Consider the following 19,278-nt stretch of genomic DNA (forward strand, 5'->3'; position numbering starts at 1 on the left):
TTAATTTGAGACGTATGGTAATCGCGATTTTCCAGTGAAACAACACGTAAAAAACCTTTGCTGATACTTTCACAGCAAAGGTTTTTTAATTCTATTCAACTATTAACCTTCTAATAATAAATCATATGGGTCTTCTAGCATTTGTTTTACACGTACAAGGAATTGAACCGCTTCTTTTCCATCGACAATTCGATGGTCGTAAGATAATGCAAGGTACATCATTGGACGAACTTGGATTGAATCATCCGGCATTACCATTGCTCGTTTAACAATGTTATGCATTCCTAGGATTCCTACTTGTGGTGCATTTAAAATTGGTGTAGACATCATAGAACCAAATGTACCACCGTTTGTAATAGTAAATGAGCCACCTTGTAAATCCTTCAATCCTAATTTATTATCACGCGCTTTTTTGCCTAGGTTGACAATTTCACCTTCAATACCTGCAAAGTCAAGACGATCTGCATCACGTACTACTGGGACGACAAGACCTTCATCTGTGGATACTGCAATACCGATATCGTAAAATTTCTTTACAACTAGCTCATTACCTTGAATTTCTGCATTCAGTAATGGGAACTCCTTTAGTGCTCCTACAACAGCTTTTGTAAAAAAGGACATAAAGCCAAGCTTCACACCATTTTTCTCTAAAAATTTATCTTTACGCTGTTTTCGAAGATCCATCACAGCAGTCATATCCACTTCGTTAAACGTTGTTAGCATCGCAGTTTCGTGTTGAACATTTACAAGATTTTTAGCAATTGTTTGACGTCGACGGGTCATTTTCACACGCTCAACTGGCTTATCAAACTCCGTTTTATTTGCAGCTGCTGGCGCTTCTTTTTTAGCAGGAGCTGACTTAGGTGCTTTTGGTTCACTTGGTGCTTGTGCTGCGGCATCTACATCTTCTGGACGAATTCGACCGAGCGGATCACGGGCATTCACTTTACTCAAATCAATATTTAGCTCACGCGCACGTTTTCTAGCCGCTGGAGAAGCAATCACTTCAGAATTGTTATGATCCTTTTCAGAATTTGCTTCTGGAGCTTTTGGAGCCTCTACTGGTTGCTCTTTCGCAGCTTCCTCTTGCTTCTCTTCCTTTGGTGTTTCGGCTGGTGCAGTACTTCCGCCTGCTTCTCCATTCTCATCTAAGCTTGCAATCGTATCTCCTACGGAAACATCGTCACCTTCTTCACTGAGAATTTCGGTAATAACACCAGAGAAATCAGAATTGACTTCAACGTTTACTTTATCCGTTTCCAGCTCAACAATCGGATCTCCCTTTTCTACTTTATCCCCTTTTTTCACGAGCCATTCTGCAATCGTACCTTCTGTAATGGATTCAGCTAGTTCTGGAATCTTAATTTCTTGCACTGGATTTTCCCCCTTCAGATATGTTTAGCGCTTGATTGATAATTTTGTTTTGAGCTGTTTTATGAACACTTGGTATTCCTCCAGCTGGTGCTGAACGACTTGGCCTGCTTATTACGCGTAATTTCTGCCCTTCTTGTAATAATTCTCGTAAGTAATCATCCACAAAATTCCAAGCCCCCATATTTTTCGGCTCTTCTTGCACCCAGACAATTTCTTTTAGATTCGGTAATTGTTTTAACTCTTCTTCCAATGCTTTTTTCGGGAACGGATAAATCTGTTCCAACCGAATAGCACGCAACCATTCAAAGCTTTGTTCTGAAGCTTCCATTGTTTCCTCTATATCAATCATGATTTTTCCACTGCCGATTAAGAGACGAGTCGCACTCTCTTTATTTATCTCTAAACCTGGCTGGTTACGCAACGTTTTAAATTTCCCTGTTGTAAACTCTTCAGCAGGCGCCCCCATTTTAGGATGACGAATGAGACTGCTTTTTGGCGTCATTAGAATTAAAGGTCTTGCTTGTTCACGCCCACGTAACGCTGCTTGTCTGCGTAACAGATGGAAAAGCTGTGCGGATGATGTAACGTTCGCCACAATCCAGTTGTTCTCCGCTGCCATTTGTAAAAACCTTTCCAAACGTGCACTGGAGTGTTCTGGACCCTGCCCTTCATAACCATGCGGCAGAAGGATAACCATATTGGATTTTTCTCCCCATTTAGCACGTGATGATGATATAAATTGGTCAAAGATTACTTGACCAGCATTCGCAAAATCACCAAATTGTGCTTCCCAAATAACTAGCGTGTTTGGCGAATGAACACTATAACCATATTCGTAACCTAAAACAGCAGCTTCTGATAATGGGCTGTTTCGAATATCAAAGGATGCTTTTGCATCGGTTAACCCGTGCATTGGACTATACTTTTCATTTGTTACCGTATCATGGAGCACAATATGACGGTGTGCAAATGTACCTCTCTCCGAATCTTGACCAGTGAGGCGTATTGGAATTCCATCTCGTAAAATAGATGCATATGCCAGTGTTTCACCAGTACCCCAGTCCGCCGTATTTCCTTCTTCGAAAGCTTTTTCACGGCGTTTCAAAATCTTTTCTGTTTTCTTGAACCCATTAAATCCTTCCGGGCGTTTCAGCAAATCTTTATTTAAGGATTTTAATGTTTTCAGATCAATTGCAGTTTCAAACTGATCCAACCCATTTAATAGCACTTCAGGCATTAATTTTGCTTCTGGCTGACCAATATCATGCTCTTTCATATTTTTATAAATGTCGGTTAATTTTGTTTCGACATCCTCTTTCAGTTTATCGAAGTCCCCTGGATCAATAATATTTTTCTCTTCCAAAGCTTTAGCAAATATCTCTGCTACAGGCGGATGATTATCAATTTCTTGATACAATTTCGGCTGTGTCGTTCTTGGTTCGTCCATTTCATTATGACCAAACCTACGATAACCAACTAAATCAATCATGAAATCCTTACGGAACTTTTGTCGGTATGCATAAGCTATTTTTATGGCTGACAAGCATGAAATTGGGTCATCAGCGTTTACTCGGACAACCGGTATTTCAAATCCTTTCGCTAAATCACTTGCATAACGAGTGGATCGGCCATCCTCCCGGTCAGTTGTATAGCCTAAAAGGTTGTTTGCAATGATATGAAGCGCCCCACCTGTATTGTAACCAGGTAGCCCACTTAAGTTTAACGTTTCTGCAACAACACCTTCTCCAATAAATGCTGCATCACCATGAATCAGAACAGCAAGCGCTTTATTGAAATCACGCTTCGGATAACCTTTTTCTGACCGGTCATCTTGTGCTGCACGTGCGAAGCCTTCTACTACTGGATTCACAAATTCTAAATGTGATGGGTTATGTGCTAACGTAATGCGGGTTTTTAACGCATCCCCACTACTGACTTCTCGCTTTGCCCCATAATGATATTTCACATCACCTGTCCAGCCATAATTAATTGCTGCTGACCCTTCTGATGGCATCAATTCTTTATCTTTCGAGTAGTTAAACTCTGAGAAAATTTTATCGTATGGCTTCCCTAAAACATTTGCAAGAACGGCTAGACGACCACGATGAGCCATGCCCATCATTACATTTTCAATTCCATCCTTAGCTGCATAGTGTACGATTCGATCAATCATCGGCACCATTACCTCTAAGCCTTCAATTGAAAAACGCTTTTGTCCGACAAATGTTTTTTGCAAGAAATGTTCAAAACCTTGTACATCTACGAGCCGCTCTAAAACTACCTTTCGCTGCTCATCCGTTAATTCAAGTCTAGCATTTCCATTTTCAATTAAATCAAAAAGCCATTTTCGTTCTTCATGGTTATTCACATGATCATATTCAAATGTGATGGTACCCGTATAATATTTCCTTAGACGGTTTACAACATCTAATCCATTCTCCACATCACTTGGAGCTTTATCCCATACCCAGGAGGCTGGAATACTTTTTAAATCTTCTTCCGTTAAATCATACGTTTTCAATTCCAGTAAGTTCGTTTTGCTTCCTTTATAGCCACCAATCGAGTAAATATCTGCCTCCGTGTGACCATAACGACGAATAGCCTCAACAAGTTGCATCGCTGAGGTTAATTTTTTTACACTACTTGCTAATGTGTTTTGTGATACGGATTGCCCTGCATTTTCTTGTTGGTACATCCATGCAGGAGCCCCATACTTATCGAACATCTCTTTAATAGATGGTTCGACAGCTTCAGGGTCTTCTCTGTACAATTCATACTGTTGTTCTAAATACCCCGAGTTTGGTCCATGAAATTGCCCCCAGAATCTCTCTACAGATTCTCCATTTTCTGCCACGTCTGATACCCCCATTAGAAGTTAACTTCCCCCGCCATGTAAACGGTTCAATTTTATTATAGATATGTAACTACGTTTCATCAACTAATATACCTTATTTTTAGCCCACTTACAATATATGTACATACTTTTCAATATATTTATTTATTCCAAATTTTAATTAAATTGCAGGAGGAAATTCATCAAATTTTATCACTGGAATCAATCGGAAAAAATGCCTTTTCCAAGTACTTATATTAGAGGGATCAACTAAATAAATTGGATGATAGTTTCCTTATTGAAATAATTTCGTTATAATAGGGGCATATTCAATTAAAACGCTTTATTTTCATAATAAGGAGGAAATTCTCATGAAATTAGCATTACTTATGGGTGTTATTCTAACATTCGTCGTTTCTTTTTTCACTTCTGGCTATGAAGCAAAACCTGGGGTGCCTAAGAAAAACCAATAATGGTATGAAGTAAAAGTAACATATCCTAAAAAATCCGCTCAGCATTATTTGCCGAACGGGTTTTTTTACCTTATATCAAATTTGGAAAGCCTTGCTGTCTTAATGCTTCATAGATAATAATCGCGGCCGTATTCGACAGATTCAGTGACCTTACTTTATCATTCATATGAATTCGCAAGCATTGGTCTTCTCTACCGATTAAAAGCTCTTTCGGAAATCCAGTTGATTCTCTTCCAAAAACAAAAAATATATCTTCTTCTTTTTTGCTATAATCAAAATCAGAATAGTGCTTTATTCCGAAGTTTTCAATATAATAATAGACACCATTTGGATACTGCTCATATAATTGATCCATCGAATCATGCTCATGGACATCGACATGTTTCCAATAATCCAACCCAGCTCTACGCAGCATCTTATCATCTGTCGAAAAGCCGAGTGGACGAATCAAGTGAAGTGTAGTATCAGTTGCTAAACACGTTCTTCCAATATTTCCAGTATTAGCAGGTATCTCTGGTTGATATAATACGACATGTAAACTCAACATTCATTCTCCTTAACAATTTATTAACCCTACTATTATAGGTTGTTAAAAAATTCCGGTAAAAATGACACATCGAATTTCTTCGTTGGCTTGCTTTTCCGTTCCTCACGTATTAATTGCATACGTTCCGGTACTCAAAACTTCGCCGCCTCAAACTTCTCGGTCATTTTCATCCTCATTTTTAACCCTACTATTATATCACTAATCATCCCCAATTCGGAAAAATTTATAGTTAATCTCTGGTGTCCATGCAGTTGAATCCTCATAAGACCAATAGCGATTCCTGCTATTATCCGTATGTGCATTAACAAGTGGCATTCCATAGGCATCTTTGGCAACAACAATTGTGTTATGATCCCACCTGCCATCTCCTTGGAAATCATAACAAATTACATCCCCGGGAATGAGCTGATCCGCTCGCTCCATTTCCTTTCCTTTTAAACCCTGATTCGATCCACTTAGATACCATCTTAATGAATGAGCCACAGCCCAGCTGAAACTCCAATTATCCGTTTGGTACCACCAACCTCGCTCCCTCACAGGGACTCCCCACATTGGTGCCCCTCCAGCACGCAGGCATTGTGATACATAGTTTGTACAGTCAACATCAAAAACGCGATATTCTGGATTATAACTATCCCACCAACGCTCCGCATATTGGACAGCAGCTAAACGATCATAAGCGAATCTTTCTCCCTCTTGTATCCTCGTTTTCAATTCTTGTTCGATTCCTTTTCTATTTGTAGCAGTCTTTCTTTCAATTCCTTGGTGATTCTTCACAACGCCATCCTCATATCGAAAGCGGTATGGTATAAGCTGCTCCTCTACGTGAAACTGTCCTTTTTGTTTAATTACATATCGAAGGTGTAATGTATAATCGAAATTTGTGCTGTTATCATAATGGAGCCTTTGGAATATTTTTCCGTCCACTTTTAACCGAACTATTTCTGCTTCTCGGTCTTTCAGAGAAGCCTGCTTACGTGTCCACCAAACCGGAACGTCATCCGATTCATTTTGAAAAAAATCGAGCCACAGCTGCTTTATTTCTTCCATAAAAAATCCCCTCCACAAAAAGTATATGGAGGGGAAGCTTGGCATAATCTTTCAATGACAAAATATTATTTAATTCATGATTTATACTTGAATTCTAAACCTTTTTCCATTTCAAATAGTACTTGGTCGTCTTTTTCATTTTCCATAGCAGCCTCAATTGCCCGGAATGCTTCCACAGTTCCTATTTTCCCAAGAGCCCAGGCTGCAGTACCGCGAATCACTGGACGAGGATCTTCTTTCATTACACTAATCATTTCCGGGATCGCTGTTTTATCTTTATAATGACCAAGTGCGATTAACGCGTTTCGCTGCAATGGTTTCTTCCCTCGCCACGAACCGGACATGTGACCAAATTTTTCTTTAAATGAACGATTGGAAATCCGCAGCATTGGCTCAAGCTTGGGTTTTGCCAAATCATGCTCCGGTTCAAATTCAGGATGGATATGAGAATCAATTCCTTTATTCCTTGGGCAAACTTGCTGACAGGTATCGCATCCGTATAGGCGATTTCCTAGCTTTGTTCGAAATTCGTCGGGTAAGAAATCCTTTGTCTGAGTTAAAAATGCAATGCAGCGCTGTGCGTTTAATCTACCACCTTCAACAAGTGCACCGGTAGGACACGCGTCCATGCATTTCGTGCAATCACCACAGCTATCCTCGATCGGGTCATCTGGAACAAATGGAATATTGGTTATCATTTCACCTAAATAGACAAACGAACCAAATTCGGGTGTAATAATCGATGTGTTTTTTCCACTAAATCCGATTCCAGCTCTTTCTGCAACAGCACGGTCTGAAAGTTCACCGGTATCGACCATTACTTTATTGCTAACCTCTGGAACCTTTTCTTGGATAAAAGCTGCGAGCTTTTCTAAACGGTCACGCAAGACAACGTGGTAATCAATTCCCCAAGAGGCGCGGGCAAACAATCCACGCCTTTCCTCTTTTGTACTTCTTGGCGCGTCTTTCATACGAGAAGGGTAGGCAATCGCAATGGAAATGATTGACTGCGCTTCTGGTAATAGACGTTGTGGTTCTGTGCGTTCTTCTAGACTTCCTTTTTCGAAGCCTGATTGAAAGTTCAATTCCTGCTGTCTTCTTAATCGCTCTCTCAGCTCCCCAAATACATCTGCTGAGGCAAAACCAATTTTGTCTATTCCAATCTCCTTCGCATAATCAATAATCTCCTGTTTCAATTGCTCTGTTCGCATCTGAACAACCTCCCTTCTACTTTTGTTTTACAATTGCTGTTCGCATCCTGTTTAACACAGCCGCAATTTCGTGTCTGCGAGGACGTGCAAGATCCCCTGGATGCTGATTTTTAAATACAGTGAATGAAGCCAAACCAACAGCATCCAACTGACGTTCTATCTCATCGAGGACTTCATGTAATGATTTATGCTTAAAGTCATTTGTACGCGCCAAATAATGTATTATTTCAGCAATCATACGAGTCTGCGATAAATCAATTAATTGTTCTGTATAATCAAAGGTAATTGGTGTCTTCCCCATTACAATTTGATACAGTCCTTTGGCTTGTATTTTCATTCGATTTGCCTTTTCAAGTTTTAACGATTCAGGCTGAAAATAACGATTGGTTGTTTCATTAAAACCTGATTGTGCACGTACCTGACGTTCTATTGGATGCTTCTCTATAATCACACGCGCTCGATCTGTTACATCATAAGGGACATATTCATCCATCATTACAACTGAATCTGCTACTGAGAAATAATCACCTGATCCTCCCATAACAAGAATCGTAGAAATACCAAATTGATTAGAAAGCTGTTTAATTCGATCAATAAATGGTGTAATTGGTTCCTTATTTTGGCTAACAAGCTGTTGCATACGATAATCACGAATCATAAAATTTGTTGCACTTGTATCTTCATCAATCAGCAGTGTTTTTGCCCCAGCCTCCAATGCCTCCATCACATTAGCCGCCTGCGAGGTACTGCCGCTTGCATTTTCTGTAGAAAAGCATACTGTATCTTGTGCATTTGGTAAGTTATTAATAAAGGAGGAAATATTGACAGCAGTAACCTGTCTTCCATCCTCAGCACGGATCTTCACTGCATCTGGATCTGTTAATACATATTCCCGCCCGTCACCTTTTTGGTGAAAATACACACCGCGTTCAATAGCCTTTAACAAGGTGCTTTTACCATGATATCCTCCACCAACTATTAATGTAATCCCCTTTTTAATCGCCATTCCTTTTAGCGGATGTGCTTGGTGTGGAATTGTTATAGAAACCTCAGACGCTTTCGGACTTTGAAACGGCACAGCATGTTTAAGCGGTGTATTCCGAATGCCGCTTTCCCGCGGAAGTATGGACCCATTCGCAATAAAAGCAATCCAATTTTGCCGCTTCATTTCATTAAGAATTGCTTCCTGCTGATCAGCCAGCTTTATCGCCGTCTCTATTTCGCTATTTGTTATTTTAAATATAGAATTTTTTATAATAGATGGGATTGTTGCCGTAAAAAGCTTCTCGGCTTCTCTTGCATTAATGCGTCGACCATTAGCGGGTAGACCAACAGAAATACAAATTGTTATCGCCTTTGGACTAATTTGCAATGCCGTCCGTTCTAAAACTTCCTGTCCAGGGCGATCAAAGAAAATCATACCGCTTTTCCCTGAACCTTTCACGGAAAAAGACTGTCTATCCGTTTCCTTCCCTACAACTCGTGCAATTGCATCCTCTACAGCTACTTTTCGAGTTCGGGTTTGCAGCCATTCCGGACGAATCGAACGTCTATTCCCTGATATAACAACCCGAATCTTGGACGGTGTCGCAAATGGATCTCCTTGTACATAATCTATATATAAGTCATAGTCGTCAAATTGATAATGACCTTGAATGCTTTTATAACCTTTATAGCTCTTATTATCCAGTTGTCTTAGTTGCTGAAGCAAGTTTTTCATCGTGATCCCTCATCATTTAAATATTAATTTCCTATAGAATACTACTTAAAAAATGATAAATTCAAGTATGAAGATGTTGGAAATATCGTGAAAATTAAAAACGCAACGCTTCGTAATCCTACTTTTACGAAACACTGCGTTATCACATATGTATGGAGCGGGTGAAGGGAATCGAACCCTCATCATCAGCTTGGAAGGCTGAGGTTTTACCACTAAACTACACCCGCAAATCATTATTCATTTTTCGCTAACAGATAATATTATAACAACCTCTTCTTAACAAATCAATAGTAATTTCAACATTTCTTTACAAAAAATTTAATTGACAAGAGAAACCTTTGCTATAAAGACGAAACTTTATTAAATAATTTCTAATAATTCATTATTTACTTTAGAGGATAGAGGCTATAAACTAGGAATAGGCTTTTAAAAACGGATGTTCAAAAGGTATGTGACAGGAAACATTTTAGTCCTCTGCCCTTCTTGAACCCGTACTTAGAGAAAGGGGCTTTTATGTATGTCTGTTTATCCTATTATTATGACACAATCCCAGTTTACACACCGTGATAATTTACATTATCCATTTGAAGAGCGTGGTCTTCAATTCGGGGATGGAATATATGAAGTAATTCGAATCTATCACGGAACTTACTATTTACTCGATGAGCATGTGGATCGCTTATTTCGATCTGCTGAAGCAATTAAAATAAAATTACCATTCAATAAAGAAGAAATAACACATTTATTATTAGAATTGCTTGAACGAAATAAAATGACTACAGACGGTAAGGTATACTTACAAGTAACACGTGGATCTGCCCCACGTGATCATATTTTTCCTGCTGATGTTCTACCTAATATCTATGCATATGTAGGAGACCAGCCGAGAAATTTGGAGTTATTACAAAATGGTGTTCAAACAATTACACAAAGAGATATTCGATGGGAATACTGTTACATCAAAAGTTTAAATTTATTACCGAATGTATTAGCAAAGCAAGCTGCTAAGGAAAATAACTGCTATGAAGCGATTCTCCATAAGGATGGGCTGGTAACCGAATGCAGCTCTTCAAATGTATATTTGGTAAAGGACGGAACGATCTATACACACCCTGCTAACAAAAATATTCTCCATGGCTGTGTAAGAATGGCAGTTGAGAGATTTGCTGGTGAATTAAATATTCCCTTCATTGAGGAAAGCTTTGAAGTGGAAGAAATTAGTCTCGCTGATGAACTTTTTCTTTCAAGCAGCACTTCTGAGATTACACCAATTGTAAAAGTAGATAATCTGGACATTGCTGATGGAAAGCCAGGAAAGATAACGCGGCAATTACAAGAAGCTTATGAGACGGATGCTAAGATACAAGAAAACAATACAAAACATACAGTTTAATGCATAAGTGACCCGGATTCGGGTCACTTTTCGTATGTATGATAAGTATACATCACATTTATAGTCACCTTCATTCGCCGAATTTCCTAATTGATTCGTAACACGAAATAGTTTAAACTAATAGACAGTTCTTATAAAGTGAAAATTCATTCAAAGAGGAGCATTCTCTCCTCTTTGAATGACAATTTTAAATTAGGGGGAAATTCTATGGTTCATACCAAACGATCGATTAAATCAGAAGACCTAAAAAAGATCGAAGTATACAGCGATCCACAATATACACCTGATGGAAAAGCATTTACATATGTTTCCACAACAATTAATGAAGAAAACAAGTATCAATCACAGCTTTATTTTCAACAATTTGACGAAACTGAAGCAAAGCAATGGACTTTTGAGAATACTAAAAACGATAACCTTCATTTTTCACCAGATGGGAAAATTGCGGTCTTCCAATCAACGCGCAGTGGTATTTCGCAGCTTTATCTAATAAACAAAGCTGGTGGAGAAGCAAAACAATTAACCGCATTTAAGCATGGCGCCTATAGTCCTTTATGGTCAAAAGATGGAAGATCCATCTTCTTTCATGCTTCTCTTGACAAAGGAGATCATATTGAGGACCAAAAAGAATTGACAACGGAAGAGCGACAAAAGGAAAAGGAGCATAATGCGAAGCAGCCCCTTGTCGTCAATCGATTAAAATATAAGTCAGATGCAAACGGGTTTCACGATAATAAAACAACGCAAATTATCCAATACAGCTTAGAAACAAAAGCATTCACACAATTAACGACAAAAGATGCAGATCACAGTTTTCAAGATAGTTCTCCAGATGCGAGCACCATTTTATTTACTGCTAACTTCGATGCGGATGCCGACTATGAACGTTTTAGTGACTTGTTCACACTCCATTTGGAGACAAAAGAAGTAACAAAATTAACGAATGGAAAAAGCAGTTATTACAACGCTAAATTTTCCCCTCACGGTAATAAGATTGCCTGCTTTGGTCACGATTTTGAATACAGCACTGCAACGTTAAGCAAACTGTTTCTAATTGATGTAACAACTAAAAGCCGTACGCCCCTCAGCAACGATTGGGACATACAACTCGGTGATGTGATGGTAGGTGATACACGACTTGGCGCGGCAACAACGGGTCCCATCTGGTCGGCAGACGGGAATCGAATCTTTTTCATTGCAACAGACTTTGGCGCCACAGGTCTTTATCAAGCAACAATGGACGGAAACTTAAACGTGCTATATAAAAATAATAATCATGTATTTAGTTTTACGTATCACCCAGAAGCCGAGTCTTTTATTCTTGGGATTAGTACGCCTACTAATCCGTGCAATTTCTACCAGCTTAACAAGGATTTACAGTTGGAGCGATTAACAAATGCGAATGAGAAGTTCCTTCAGGAAGTAGCGATTTCCGAGCCAGAAGCACTTACCTTTACAGCACAAGATGGATTGGAAATCCAGGGATGGTTATTATGCCCATATGACTTTGATGAAACGAAAAAATATCCATTCATCCTGGAAATCCATGGCGGGCCACATATGATGTATGGACAAACTTTCTTTCATGAAATGCAGCTTTTAGCAGCAAAAGGCTATGTCGTTCTTTATACGAATCCACGGGGAAGCCATGGATATGGTCAGAAATTTGTTGATGCCGTTAGATTCAACTATGGAAAAGGCGATTATTCGGATTTAATGGATGCTGTGGACTATGTATTAGAAAACTATAGCTTTATCGATGAAACAAGACTTGGCGTTACAGGGGGAAGCTATGGTGGATTTATGACAAACTGGATTGTTGGTCATACGAATCGCTTTAAAGCTGCTGTCACCCAACGTTCGATTTCCAATTGGCTCAGCTTTTATGGTGTGAGTGATATTGGATATTTCTTCACGAAAGGAGAACACGGCTTAAACTTGCTCGATGATCCAACCAAACTTTGGGATATTTCTCCTCTAAAATACGCAAATAATATCGAAACACCATTATTAATACTGCATGGTGAACGTGATTTCCGGTGCCCAATCGAACAGGGTGAACAGCTTTTTATTACATTAAAGCACCTACGTAAGGAAGTGGAGTTTGTTCGTTTCCCTGGAGCAACTCATGAATTAAGTAGAAGTGGTCAACCTATCATGCGCATAGCAAGACTTGATCAAATTTGTCATTGGTTTGAGAAATATCTATAAATACGGTGCAAAAATAAATGCAGTGTGTCGCAAAGAGGACCACTGCATTTATTTATCAGCTATTCCAATTGTAGCACCTTCATCTCCTCTTCGGATTCAGAACCTTCCCATACCTTTAAAGAGAGATAAAATGTTGTTCCTCTTCCCTCTTCACTCTCCACCCAAATTCTTCCTTGATGCGCCTGCATAATTTCCTTGCAAATAACTAATCCCAGCCCATGCCCTGCCTCTTTGCTTCCATTTGCTTTTGTATAAAATTGATCAAATATATAAGGGAGATCGGTGGCTGCAATACCACGTCCTTCGTCCGCAATTGAAATAACGGCTTCACCTGTATTCTCTAATGATAGCCTTAATGCTATTTCACCTTCGTCCGAATGCTTCATTGCGTTGGAAATGAGATTCCCCATGACTTGCTCGATTCGTTGTACATCCACTTCAACTAGCGGATAGCCCGATCCTATGCGACCAGAGAATTCCGATCTAAAGGTTAGTCCTTTCATGTTAACCTCTAATTCAAACTGACTGCATAAATGAAGAAACAATTTATCAATAGGAATCACATCCATTGCAAAGGAGACATTACCAGATTCAAATTGTGCTAAATCAAACAAATCTTGAATAAGACCATTTAAAGCAGTTACACGCTTCTTAACAATTTGAAGGTACTCTGTACGTTGTTCCTCTTCAATAATTCCCTCTAAAATGGCATCAACGTAGTTTTGAATTGCAGCGATTGGCGAGCGTAAGTCATGTGAAATAGTAGAAAGGTATCGAGTACGCTCTGCCTCTGCATGCTCTAGGGAAATATTAGCATTCTTTAATTTTTCATTTGCAGCATGTAACAAGGCAGTCCTTTCCTCTACTGTGGTTTCCAAATTCGCATACAAATAAGCATTTTCAATAGAAATTGCAACTTGCGAAGCCAATAAAGTTAACAAAACTACCCTTTCTCTAGTAAATACATTTGTAGATTGATTGTTCTCTAAATAAAGGATACCTGTCAACTTACGATGATACACAATTGGTAAACAAAGAATTGATTTCGCTTCTGTTTGCTTAATAAAATGGTCTTTCGTAAATTCCCCTTGATTCATAGCATCGTCCAACACAACGACTTCCTTTGTATTTGCAACGTAATGAACAATCGCTTCTGAAAAATCGCGGAACATCTCCACCCGTTTTGGTTTTTTATATAATGTAATCTCATCTTGCACATTTTTTTTTGCAACAAGCTGAAGTAATTCATCTTCCTTCAATAAAAGAAAAGCACGTTCGGCACCAGCATTAATTACCATTAGATCCATAAATTTTTCTACTAATTGATCGAACATTACCTCATCAGCAATTAGCCGAGAGGTTTTAAATAATGTGTTCATATCAATCGATTCATGAGGGTGTTCAAGGTTAAAGGTACGTTCTCCTTCCTGGTGATTAAGGATTGGATAAGCTTCAGCTAAATTATGAGCGATTCGTTTTGCACCCCATTTTAAGTAATGAACATACGCATCAACGAGATATGGTTTTGCCGATTTTGATAAATTCTTTGCTAAATAAAATTCTGCTGCACAGTGATTGATAATCGCCACATCTTGTATAAACCCAGATTCCGTCGCAAATCGTATGGCACGATTATAAAGATAAATCGCTCGCTCTTTTTTATTTACGTGCAACCATTCAGCTTCCAATAGTAAATATTTATGCCGATAATTAGCTGGGGAGTTCTTTGCCCACATTTTCATCTTTTTTAGTCTTTTAAATAGCTTTTGCCGTCCTTGATTTCTCGACAACTTTCCTCTTCTCATGAGTCGCGTTAACCATAATGCGTGATAAAAATAATAGTCAGGGGCAATGACAAGAATAAGTGTACGATCGACAATCGATTCTAGCTTTTCCATAATAGCCAATGCAGCATCTTCATTATCCAGTAGGTATGTCATTTGAAGTCTGATTGTGTAATGTACAATTTTTGCAGATACATCATTTGTAAAATCTGGAAAATTCCAGTTTACCGGATCAGTCCTAGTTGCTAATACATCAATCCAATCTATGGTTTCATCCAAAAAATCATCTGAAATGATATATTCATTTTGTTTTGCAAAGTCATGCTGCCGTTTAATTCCTTTTTTTACATCGTTTAAATGATCACCTTTTATCAATAGAATAATTGCAATAAAAGAGCTGTTAGCTCCAGCAAGATGGAGATTACCTGACTCAATACAAAGCTGCTGTGACTGCTCTAAATAGACGAGACTTTCGCGAATCGGTTTCTTCCAATGGTTAACAAAGCTGCCAAATACAAAGTAAACCCGGGCTTTTAAACTATTATCCTGAAACTTTTCCAAATGCTTCATGGCTAATTTGCCAAATCGATAGCTGCTATCATAATCGTTAAATCCTGCACTCAGTGTCAAAGCATAATTGTTGTAGACAAGAGCCGTAATATCCATATCTCCGTATTTCAATGTTAATCGCAGTGCACGCAGCATTAAGATGGTGGCTAGGTTTTGATTCCAATGGTAGGTTGGTGCATTTGAATTAATTAACGTGCGCATCAAGGCATGCACAAGTTTATCTTCCACAACCGGAAGCTGCAGTAAATCCGTTTCCTTTTTCTTTCTTAGCGCAAGCTTCGTGAGTAGATATTCTTTTGCAACATCCATCTTTGTCGCATTACTTTTGAAATTCCACCCACCTAGACTCAATCCTTCCAGACCAGCATTTGTGGCTTTTTCCACCTCGTGTATATGAACATTCAGTAATATTTTCAAGTCATAAATCTGTAACTTTTCTTGAATTGTCTTCGCATTTATTAGAATTTCCTCGAATGTATTCTCGGCCTCTTGAAATAAATGATTTAAGTACTCGGCCTCTCCAAGCCCTGTCATTATTTTAAATGTTAAAGGATAATAAGCGGCGCTCCATCGTTTTTCTGGAAGTAATTCTTTGCCTATCCGAAAGAAATTCAATGCGGATTCAGATGCAGCTCTATTCTTAGCACGCTCCCCCGCCATCCAGTTCCATTCAATTAAATTTAACTTTTGCTTTTCGGTCAAAAGGACTCTGCTTTGGTTTAAATGATTAACAATCTCAAAAATATGCGATTTTAGTTCTGCTTTACCATATAAATAGACAAGCTCTAAACCGATAAGCTGATGATTTTTCATTTGCTTTTCATTTGAAAGCGTTGTGTAAAAGGCTTGTTGAATTTTATCATGTACAAATACATAGCTTGGAGGGTACCCCTGATCGATATTTGAATCAGCATCCTCATAGACCCACTTAAAGCTAGAATCGATTGGCAGGATAAGGCCAGCTTCCAGTCCATTCCTAAAACTTTTACTCACTTCTAAATAGGTTCTGTTTGCTATTTTGGCTAATGCCTTGAGGTTAAATCGATTTCCAAAGCAGGAAGCCAATTGTAAAATGGCAATCGTCTCTTTTGGTAATCTCCCAATACTTTTTAATACGAAATCAATAATCGAGTCTGACATCGGCATCTGCTTTACTGCATCCCTGTTGAGTATCCATTCACTCTTTTCCATTCGGAATTCAATTACCTTTTCATCTAGAAGTGTTTGAATTACTTGGACGATGAAAAACGGATTCCCTCGCGTAATTCGATAAATAAATGACACAAGAAAGTCTATGTCATCCTCCCCTAACGAAAACGCCTCCCTAACCCATTCACGAACATGCTGAGCAAGTAATGTCGCTATTCGTATAAAGGTAATGCCGACATCCCTTTTCTGCAGCTTGTTTAACATGATTTCAAATGGATGCCCGACATGAACTTCATTGTCTCGATATGCAGCAATAATTAACACATACAGATCATCCGGATTGCTTACTAGATAATCAAGTAAATCCAATGTTGCCTCATCAGCCCATTGCAAATCATCTAAAAATAATACAAGTGGATGTTCTTTTGTTGCAAATACACGCACAAAGCTTCTGATCGCATGCCGAAAACGATTATGAACTCCTTGTGGGGGCAAATCTGGAACCTCGCCATTTTCCCAAATTAACCAGCGAAGCTCCGGAATAAAATTCGCAATTACGCTTGCAGAGTGTCCTAACGATTCCGTTAATCTTCTCCCCCACTGCTCCATACTAGATTTACCTTCTGATACAATCTGACGGAGCAGCCCTTGGAATGCATATACAATTGGAGCATAAGGAATTTGTTTTTCTAATTGTTCAAACTTCCCCGAAATGAAATATCCTTTTTCCTTTACCAATGGCTTATGCAGCTCATGAACAACAGATGTTTTTCCTACACCGGACGGACCAGGGATAAGCACCAGTTCTGTTCTTCCTTTTTGAACACGATAAAAGCTTTTGATTAATTGCTCGATGGTTTGTGCACGACCATATAATCTTCTTGATTTTTCGTAAATACGCTCAGATCGTTGATCACTTAATTCAATATTTTGTATATCACCAGTTTCATCCAGCTGTTTTAGACATTTTTCTAAGTCATCTTTTAGTCGTTTCGCATGCTGATAACGGTACGCAGGAGCTTTTTCTAACAATCGTAGGATAATAGCAGAAATTGGTTCTGGGATTGCTGAATTAACTGAACGCGGACTTTCTGGCAGTTTCGCTAGATGCGCGTGGATGAGTTCAGCAGGGTGTTCTGATGAGAATGGCAGTCTTCCAGTTATCATCTCATAATAAATAATCCCTAAAGAATAAAGATCTGTACGATAATCTAGCGCACGATTCATTCTTCCAGTCTGTTCTGGAGACATATATGTGATTAGCTCTCTAAATTGATATGGACTACCATTTGTATGCTGTATTTCTTTTGAAAATGTTGTCGCGTGATGAAATCCGGTTAATTTTACTTCATGTAATCTCGGTTGAAGAACAATATTTTGAGGTTTTAAAGCTTTATGTATAATATGTGCTTGATGTAAATGTGAAACAACACCAGCTAATTTGGCTGCAATCTTAAGAAAGCTCCTTACATCAAAAGGACCCGCTGTTCTTTCTAGTCTCGTCTCTAACGTTTCACCTTGTATGGGTTCTGTGATGATATACATTTCTTCTCCATATTTCTCTATATGAAGTGGACGTAAAATATACTCACTATTTAAATCCTTTGCAATATAAAAATCATGTGAAATTTCAACTCTCGAACGGTTTTTTTCTGCCTTTATCGCGACAACTTTTTCATCTTTTAGTGAAATAGCTTTATATAGAATCCAAGATTCATTGTCTATCAGTACATTTAAAATCCGATAACCAGGCAGTTCAAACATGGTAATCCACGCTCCTTTATAGTTAAGGGGGTATTTAAGAAAACTTAAAGGAAACTTCAACTAATCTTTAACGCAATTTATACTCTTGCTATTATTCTGTTTATATAAAGTGCAAGGAGGGTCTTCATTGGAAAATAATGTACAGTTACCGTCAAATCATTCTAACGTGTATGACCAGGATTGGATTCATTTAATGAAACAAGCAAAATATATAGGATTAAGTCCTTCAGAAGTGCGTCAACTGCTTAAACATTTAGCGATAGAAGAGGAAAAACCTTTAGTGAGCAAGATCAGCGAATTTGTAACCGATCCCACGTAATGTGTGAATATACTGTGGTTCATCTGGATTTTTTTCGATTTTTTTTCGTAATTTACTTAAATGTACCATGACAGTTCGAAAGTCTCCTAGACTTTCTTCACCCCAAATGAGTTCAAATAATTTATCCACTGTATAAATACGCTCTGGATTTTGTGCCAGAATACATAATAGTTGATATTCTTTTGCTGATAGTTTCACAATAGATCCGTTCACCTTAACTACTGCACTTGTCAAATTAATTTCAAGTCCGGGATAGCTAATGATAGCGGAATTTGCTTTTTCTACTGGCCTTACCTTCACTTCAACTGCTCGACTGCGCCTTAAATGAGCCTTTATCTTCGCAATCATCACAGGCATACTCGTTGTTTTAGGTAAATAATCATCCGCACCTATTCCAAGACCAAGCACTTTATTCATGTCGTCGTCGATCGAACTAAACAAAAGGACTGGTACATCTGTATGTTTGCGAATGATTGGTAATAGTTCAAATCCATCAAGGTTTGGCATCATAACATCTAAAATAATCAATTCTGGGTTTTTATCCTCAATTACAGCAATCGCTTGAATACCATCTTCTGCTGTAAAAATAACATATCCACTTTTTTCAAGATACAGTTTAAGTACCATTTGCATATCTGTATCATCGTCAACAAGTAAAATCCGTTCACTAGCCATGAACGTACGCCTCCATTCATCGTTAATGCTCTAAAAGAGTTACTACAATTCGCAACTATTTGAAAATAACATAACTATTATACTACAAATTTATCCTTTACAACAGATAAATAGGTAAAAATATGGATAAATCACTTCACATTTAATTAGAAAACTTGACATTCGTTAGAGCGATTTTTTATAACTGTTTATACTTTTCCATGTC

11 protein-coding genes and 1 tRNA gene are annotated in these 19,278 nt (G+C 38.4%); 3 read left to right on the forward strand and 9 right to left on the reverse strand.

Annotation, left to right across the window (positions count from 1 at the left end; all coding sequences use genetic code 11):
* Positions 1 to 102: 102 nt before the first annotated feature.
* The 7 genes from odhB to NYE61_RS07140 form a co-directional block, all read right to left on the reverse strand.
* A complete protein-coding gene (gene odhB / locus NYE61_RS07110; RefSeq protein WP_303448551.1) occupies positions 103 to 1,374 on the reverse strand; it encodes a 2-oxoglutarate dehydrogenase complex dihydrolipoyllysine-residue succinyltransferase in 1,272 nt (423 codons plus the stop codon).
* Positions 1,361 to 4,228 carry a 2-oxoglutarate dehydrogenase E1 component gene (locus tag NYE61_RS07115; protein WP_303448553.1) on the reverse strand — a complete coding sequence of 956 codons (2,868 nt, stop codon included), beginning with the start codon at positions 4,226 to 4,228 and terminating at the stop codon, positions 1,361 to 1,363. Before NYE61_RS07115 ends, odhB begins: the two co-directional genes overlap by 14 nt.
* Before the next feature lie 522 nt (positions 4,229 to 4,750).
* Positions 4,751 to 5,224 (reverse strand): tRNA (uridine(34)/cytosine(34)/5-carboxymethylaminomethyluridine(34)-2'-O)-methyltransferase TrmL, encoded by a 474-nt coding sequence (trmL, locus tag NYE61_RS07120; RefSeq protein WP_339317472.1) that lies wholly within the window; start codon positions 5,222 to 5,224, stop codon positions 4,751 to 4,753.
* Positions 5,225 to 5,425: 201 nt separating this feature from the next.
* Positions 5,426 to 6,277, reverse strand: a complete 852-nt coding sequence (locus NYE61_RS07125; protein ID WP_339317201.1) for an amidase domain-containing protein — start codon at positions 6,275 to 6,277, stop codon at positions 5,426 to 5,428.
* A 74-nt stretch (positions 6,278 to 6,351) separates the two neighbouring features.
* Positions 6,352 to 7,488, reverse strand: a complete 1,137-nt coding sequence (queG, locus tag NYE61_RS07130; RefSeq protein ID WP_339317203.1) for a tRNA epoxyqueuosine(34) reductase QueG — start codon at positions 7,486 to 7,488, stop codon at positions 6,352 to 6,354.
* 16 nt (positions 7,489 to 7,504) lie between these two features.
* Positions 7,505 to 9,208 carry an ABC-ATPase domain-containing protein gene (locus tag NYE61_RS07135; RefSeq protein ID WP_339317205.1) on the reverse strand — a complete coding sequence of 568 codons (1,704 nt, stop codon included), beginning with the start codon at positions 9,206 to 9,208 and terminating at the stop codon, positions 7,505 to 7,507.
* 153 nt (positions 9,209 to 9,361) lie between these two features.
* A tRNA-Gly gene (locus NYE61_RS07140) sits at positions 9,362 to 9,435 on the reverse strand.
* Positions 9,436 to 9,725: 290 nt separating this feature from the next.
* Here NYE61_RS07140 and dat point away from each other — a divergent pair.
* Positions 9,726 to 10,601: a D-amino-acid transaminase gene (gene dat, locus NYE61_RS07145; protein WP_303448561.1), complete on the forward strand. Its 876-nt coding sequence runs from the start codon at positions 9,726 to 9,728 to the stop codon at positions 10,599 to 10,601.
* Positions 10,602 to 10,808: 207 nt separating this feature from the next.
* Positions 10,809 to 12,812, forward strand: a complete 2,004-nt coding sequence (locus NYE61_RS07150; protein WP_339317207.1) for a S9 family peptidase — start codon at positions 10,809 to 10,811, stop codon at positions 12,810 to 12,812.
* A gap of 59 nt (positions 12,813 to 12,871) precedes the next feature.
* Here NYE61_RS07150 and NYE61_RS07155 read toward each other — a convergent pair whose 3' ends face one another.
* On the reverse strand, positions 12,872 to 18,079 hold the full coding sequence (locus NYE61_RS07155; RefSeq protein ID WP_339317209.1) for an ATP-binding sensor histidine kinase: 5,208 nt from the start codon (positions 18,077 to 18,079) through the stop codon (positions 12,872 to 12,874).
* 127 nt (positions 18,080 to 18,206) lie between these two features.
* Between NYE61_RS07155 and NYE61_RS07160 the strand changes: the two genes are divergently transcribed.
* Complete coding sequence (locus tag NYE61_RS07160) at positions 18,207 to 18,398, forward strand: anti-repressor SinI family protein (RefSeq protein ID WP_095309822.1); 192 nt, start codon at positions 18,207 to 18,209, stop codon at positions 18,396 to 18,398.
* Here the strand turns inward: NYE61_RS07160 and NYE61_RS07165 are convergent.
* The gene (locus tag NYE61_RS07165) at positions 18,357 to 19,073 is read right to left on the reverse strand and encodes a response regulator transcription factor (protein ID WP_303448567.1); all 717 of its coding nucleotides are present in this window, start codon (positions 19,071 to 19,073) and stop codon (positions 18,357 to 18,359) included. The genes NYE61_RS07160 and NYE61_RS07165 overlap by 42 nt on opposite strands.
* Positions 19,074 to 19,278 lie beyond the last annotated feature (205 nt).

The organism is Oceanobacillus sp. FSL W7-1304 (genome assembly GCF_037969805.1).
Classification (GTDB): Bacteria; Bacillota; Bacilli; order Bacillales; family Amphibacillaceae; genus Oceanobacillus; species Oceanobacillus profundus.

What these genes read in the sequence shown, in the direction of transcription:
- NYE61_RS07165 (WP_303448567.1), bottom strand. Translation starts at nt 19,073, where the DNA reads ATGGCTAGTGAACGGATTTTACTTGTTGACGATGATACAGATATGCAA.
- NYE61_RS07125 (WP_339317201.1), bottom strand. Translation starts at nt 6,277, where the DNA reads ATGGAAGAAATAAAGCAGCTGTGGCTCGATTTTTTTCAAAATGAATCG.
- NYE61_RS07155 (WP_339317209.1), bottom strand. Translation starts at nt 18,079, where the DNA reads ATGTTTGAACTGCCTGGTTATCGGATTTTAAATGTACTGATAGACAAT.
- dat (WP_303448561.1), top strand. Translation starts at nt 9,726, where the DNA reads ATGTCTGTTTATCCTATTATTATGACACAATCCCAGTTTACACACCGT.
- NYE61_RS07135 (WP_339317205.1), bottom strand. Translation starts at nt 9,208, where the DNA reads ATGAAAAACTTGCTTCAGCAACTAAGACAACTGGATAATAAGAGCTAT.
- NYE61_RS07150 (WP_339317207.1), top strand. Translation starts at nt 10,809, where the DNA reads ATGGTTCATACCAAACGATCGATTAAATCAGAAGACCTAAAAAAGATC.
- queG (WP_339317203.1), bottom strand. Translation starts at nt 7,488, where the DNA reads ATGCGAACAGAGCAATTGAAACAGGAGATTATTGATTATGCGAAGGAG.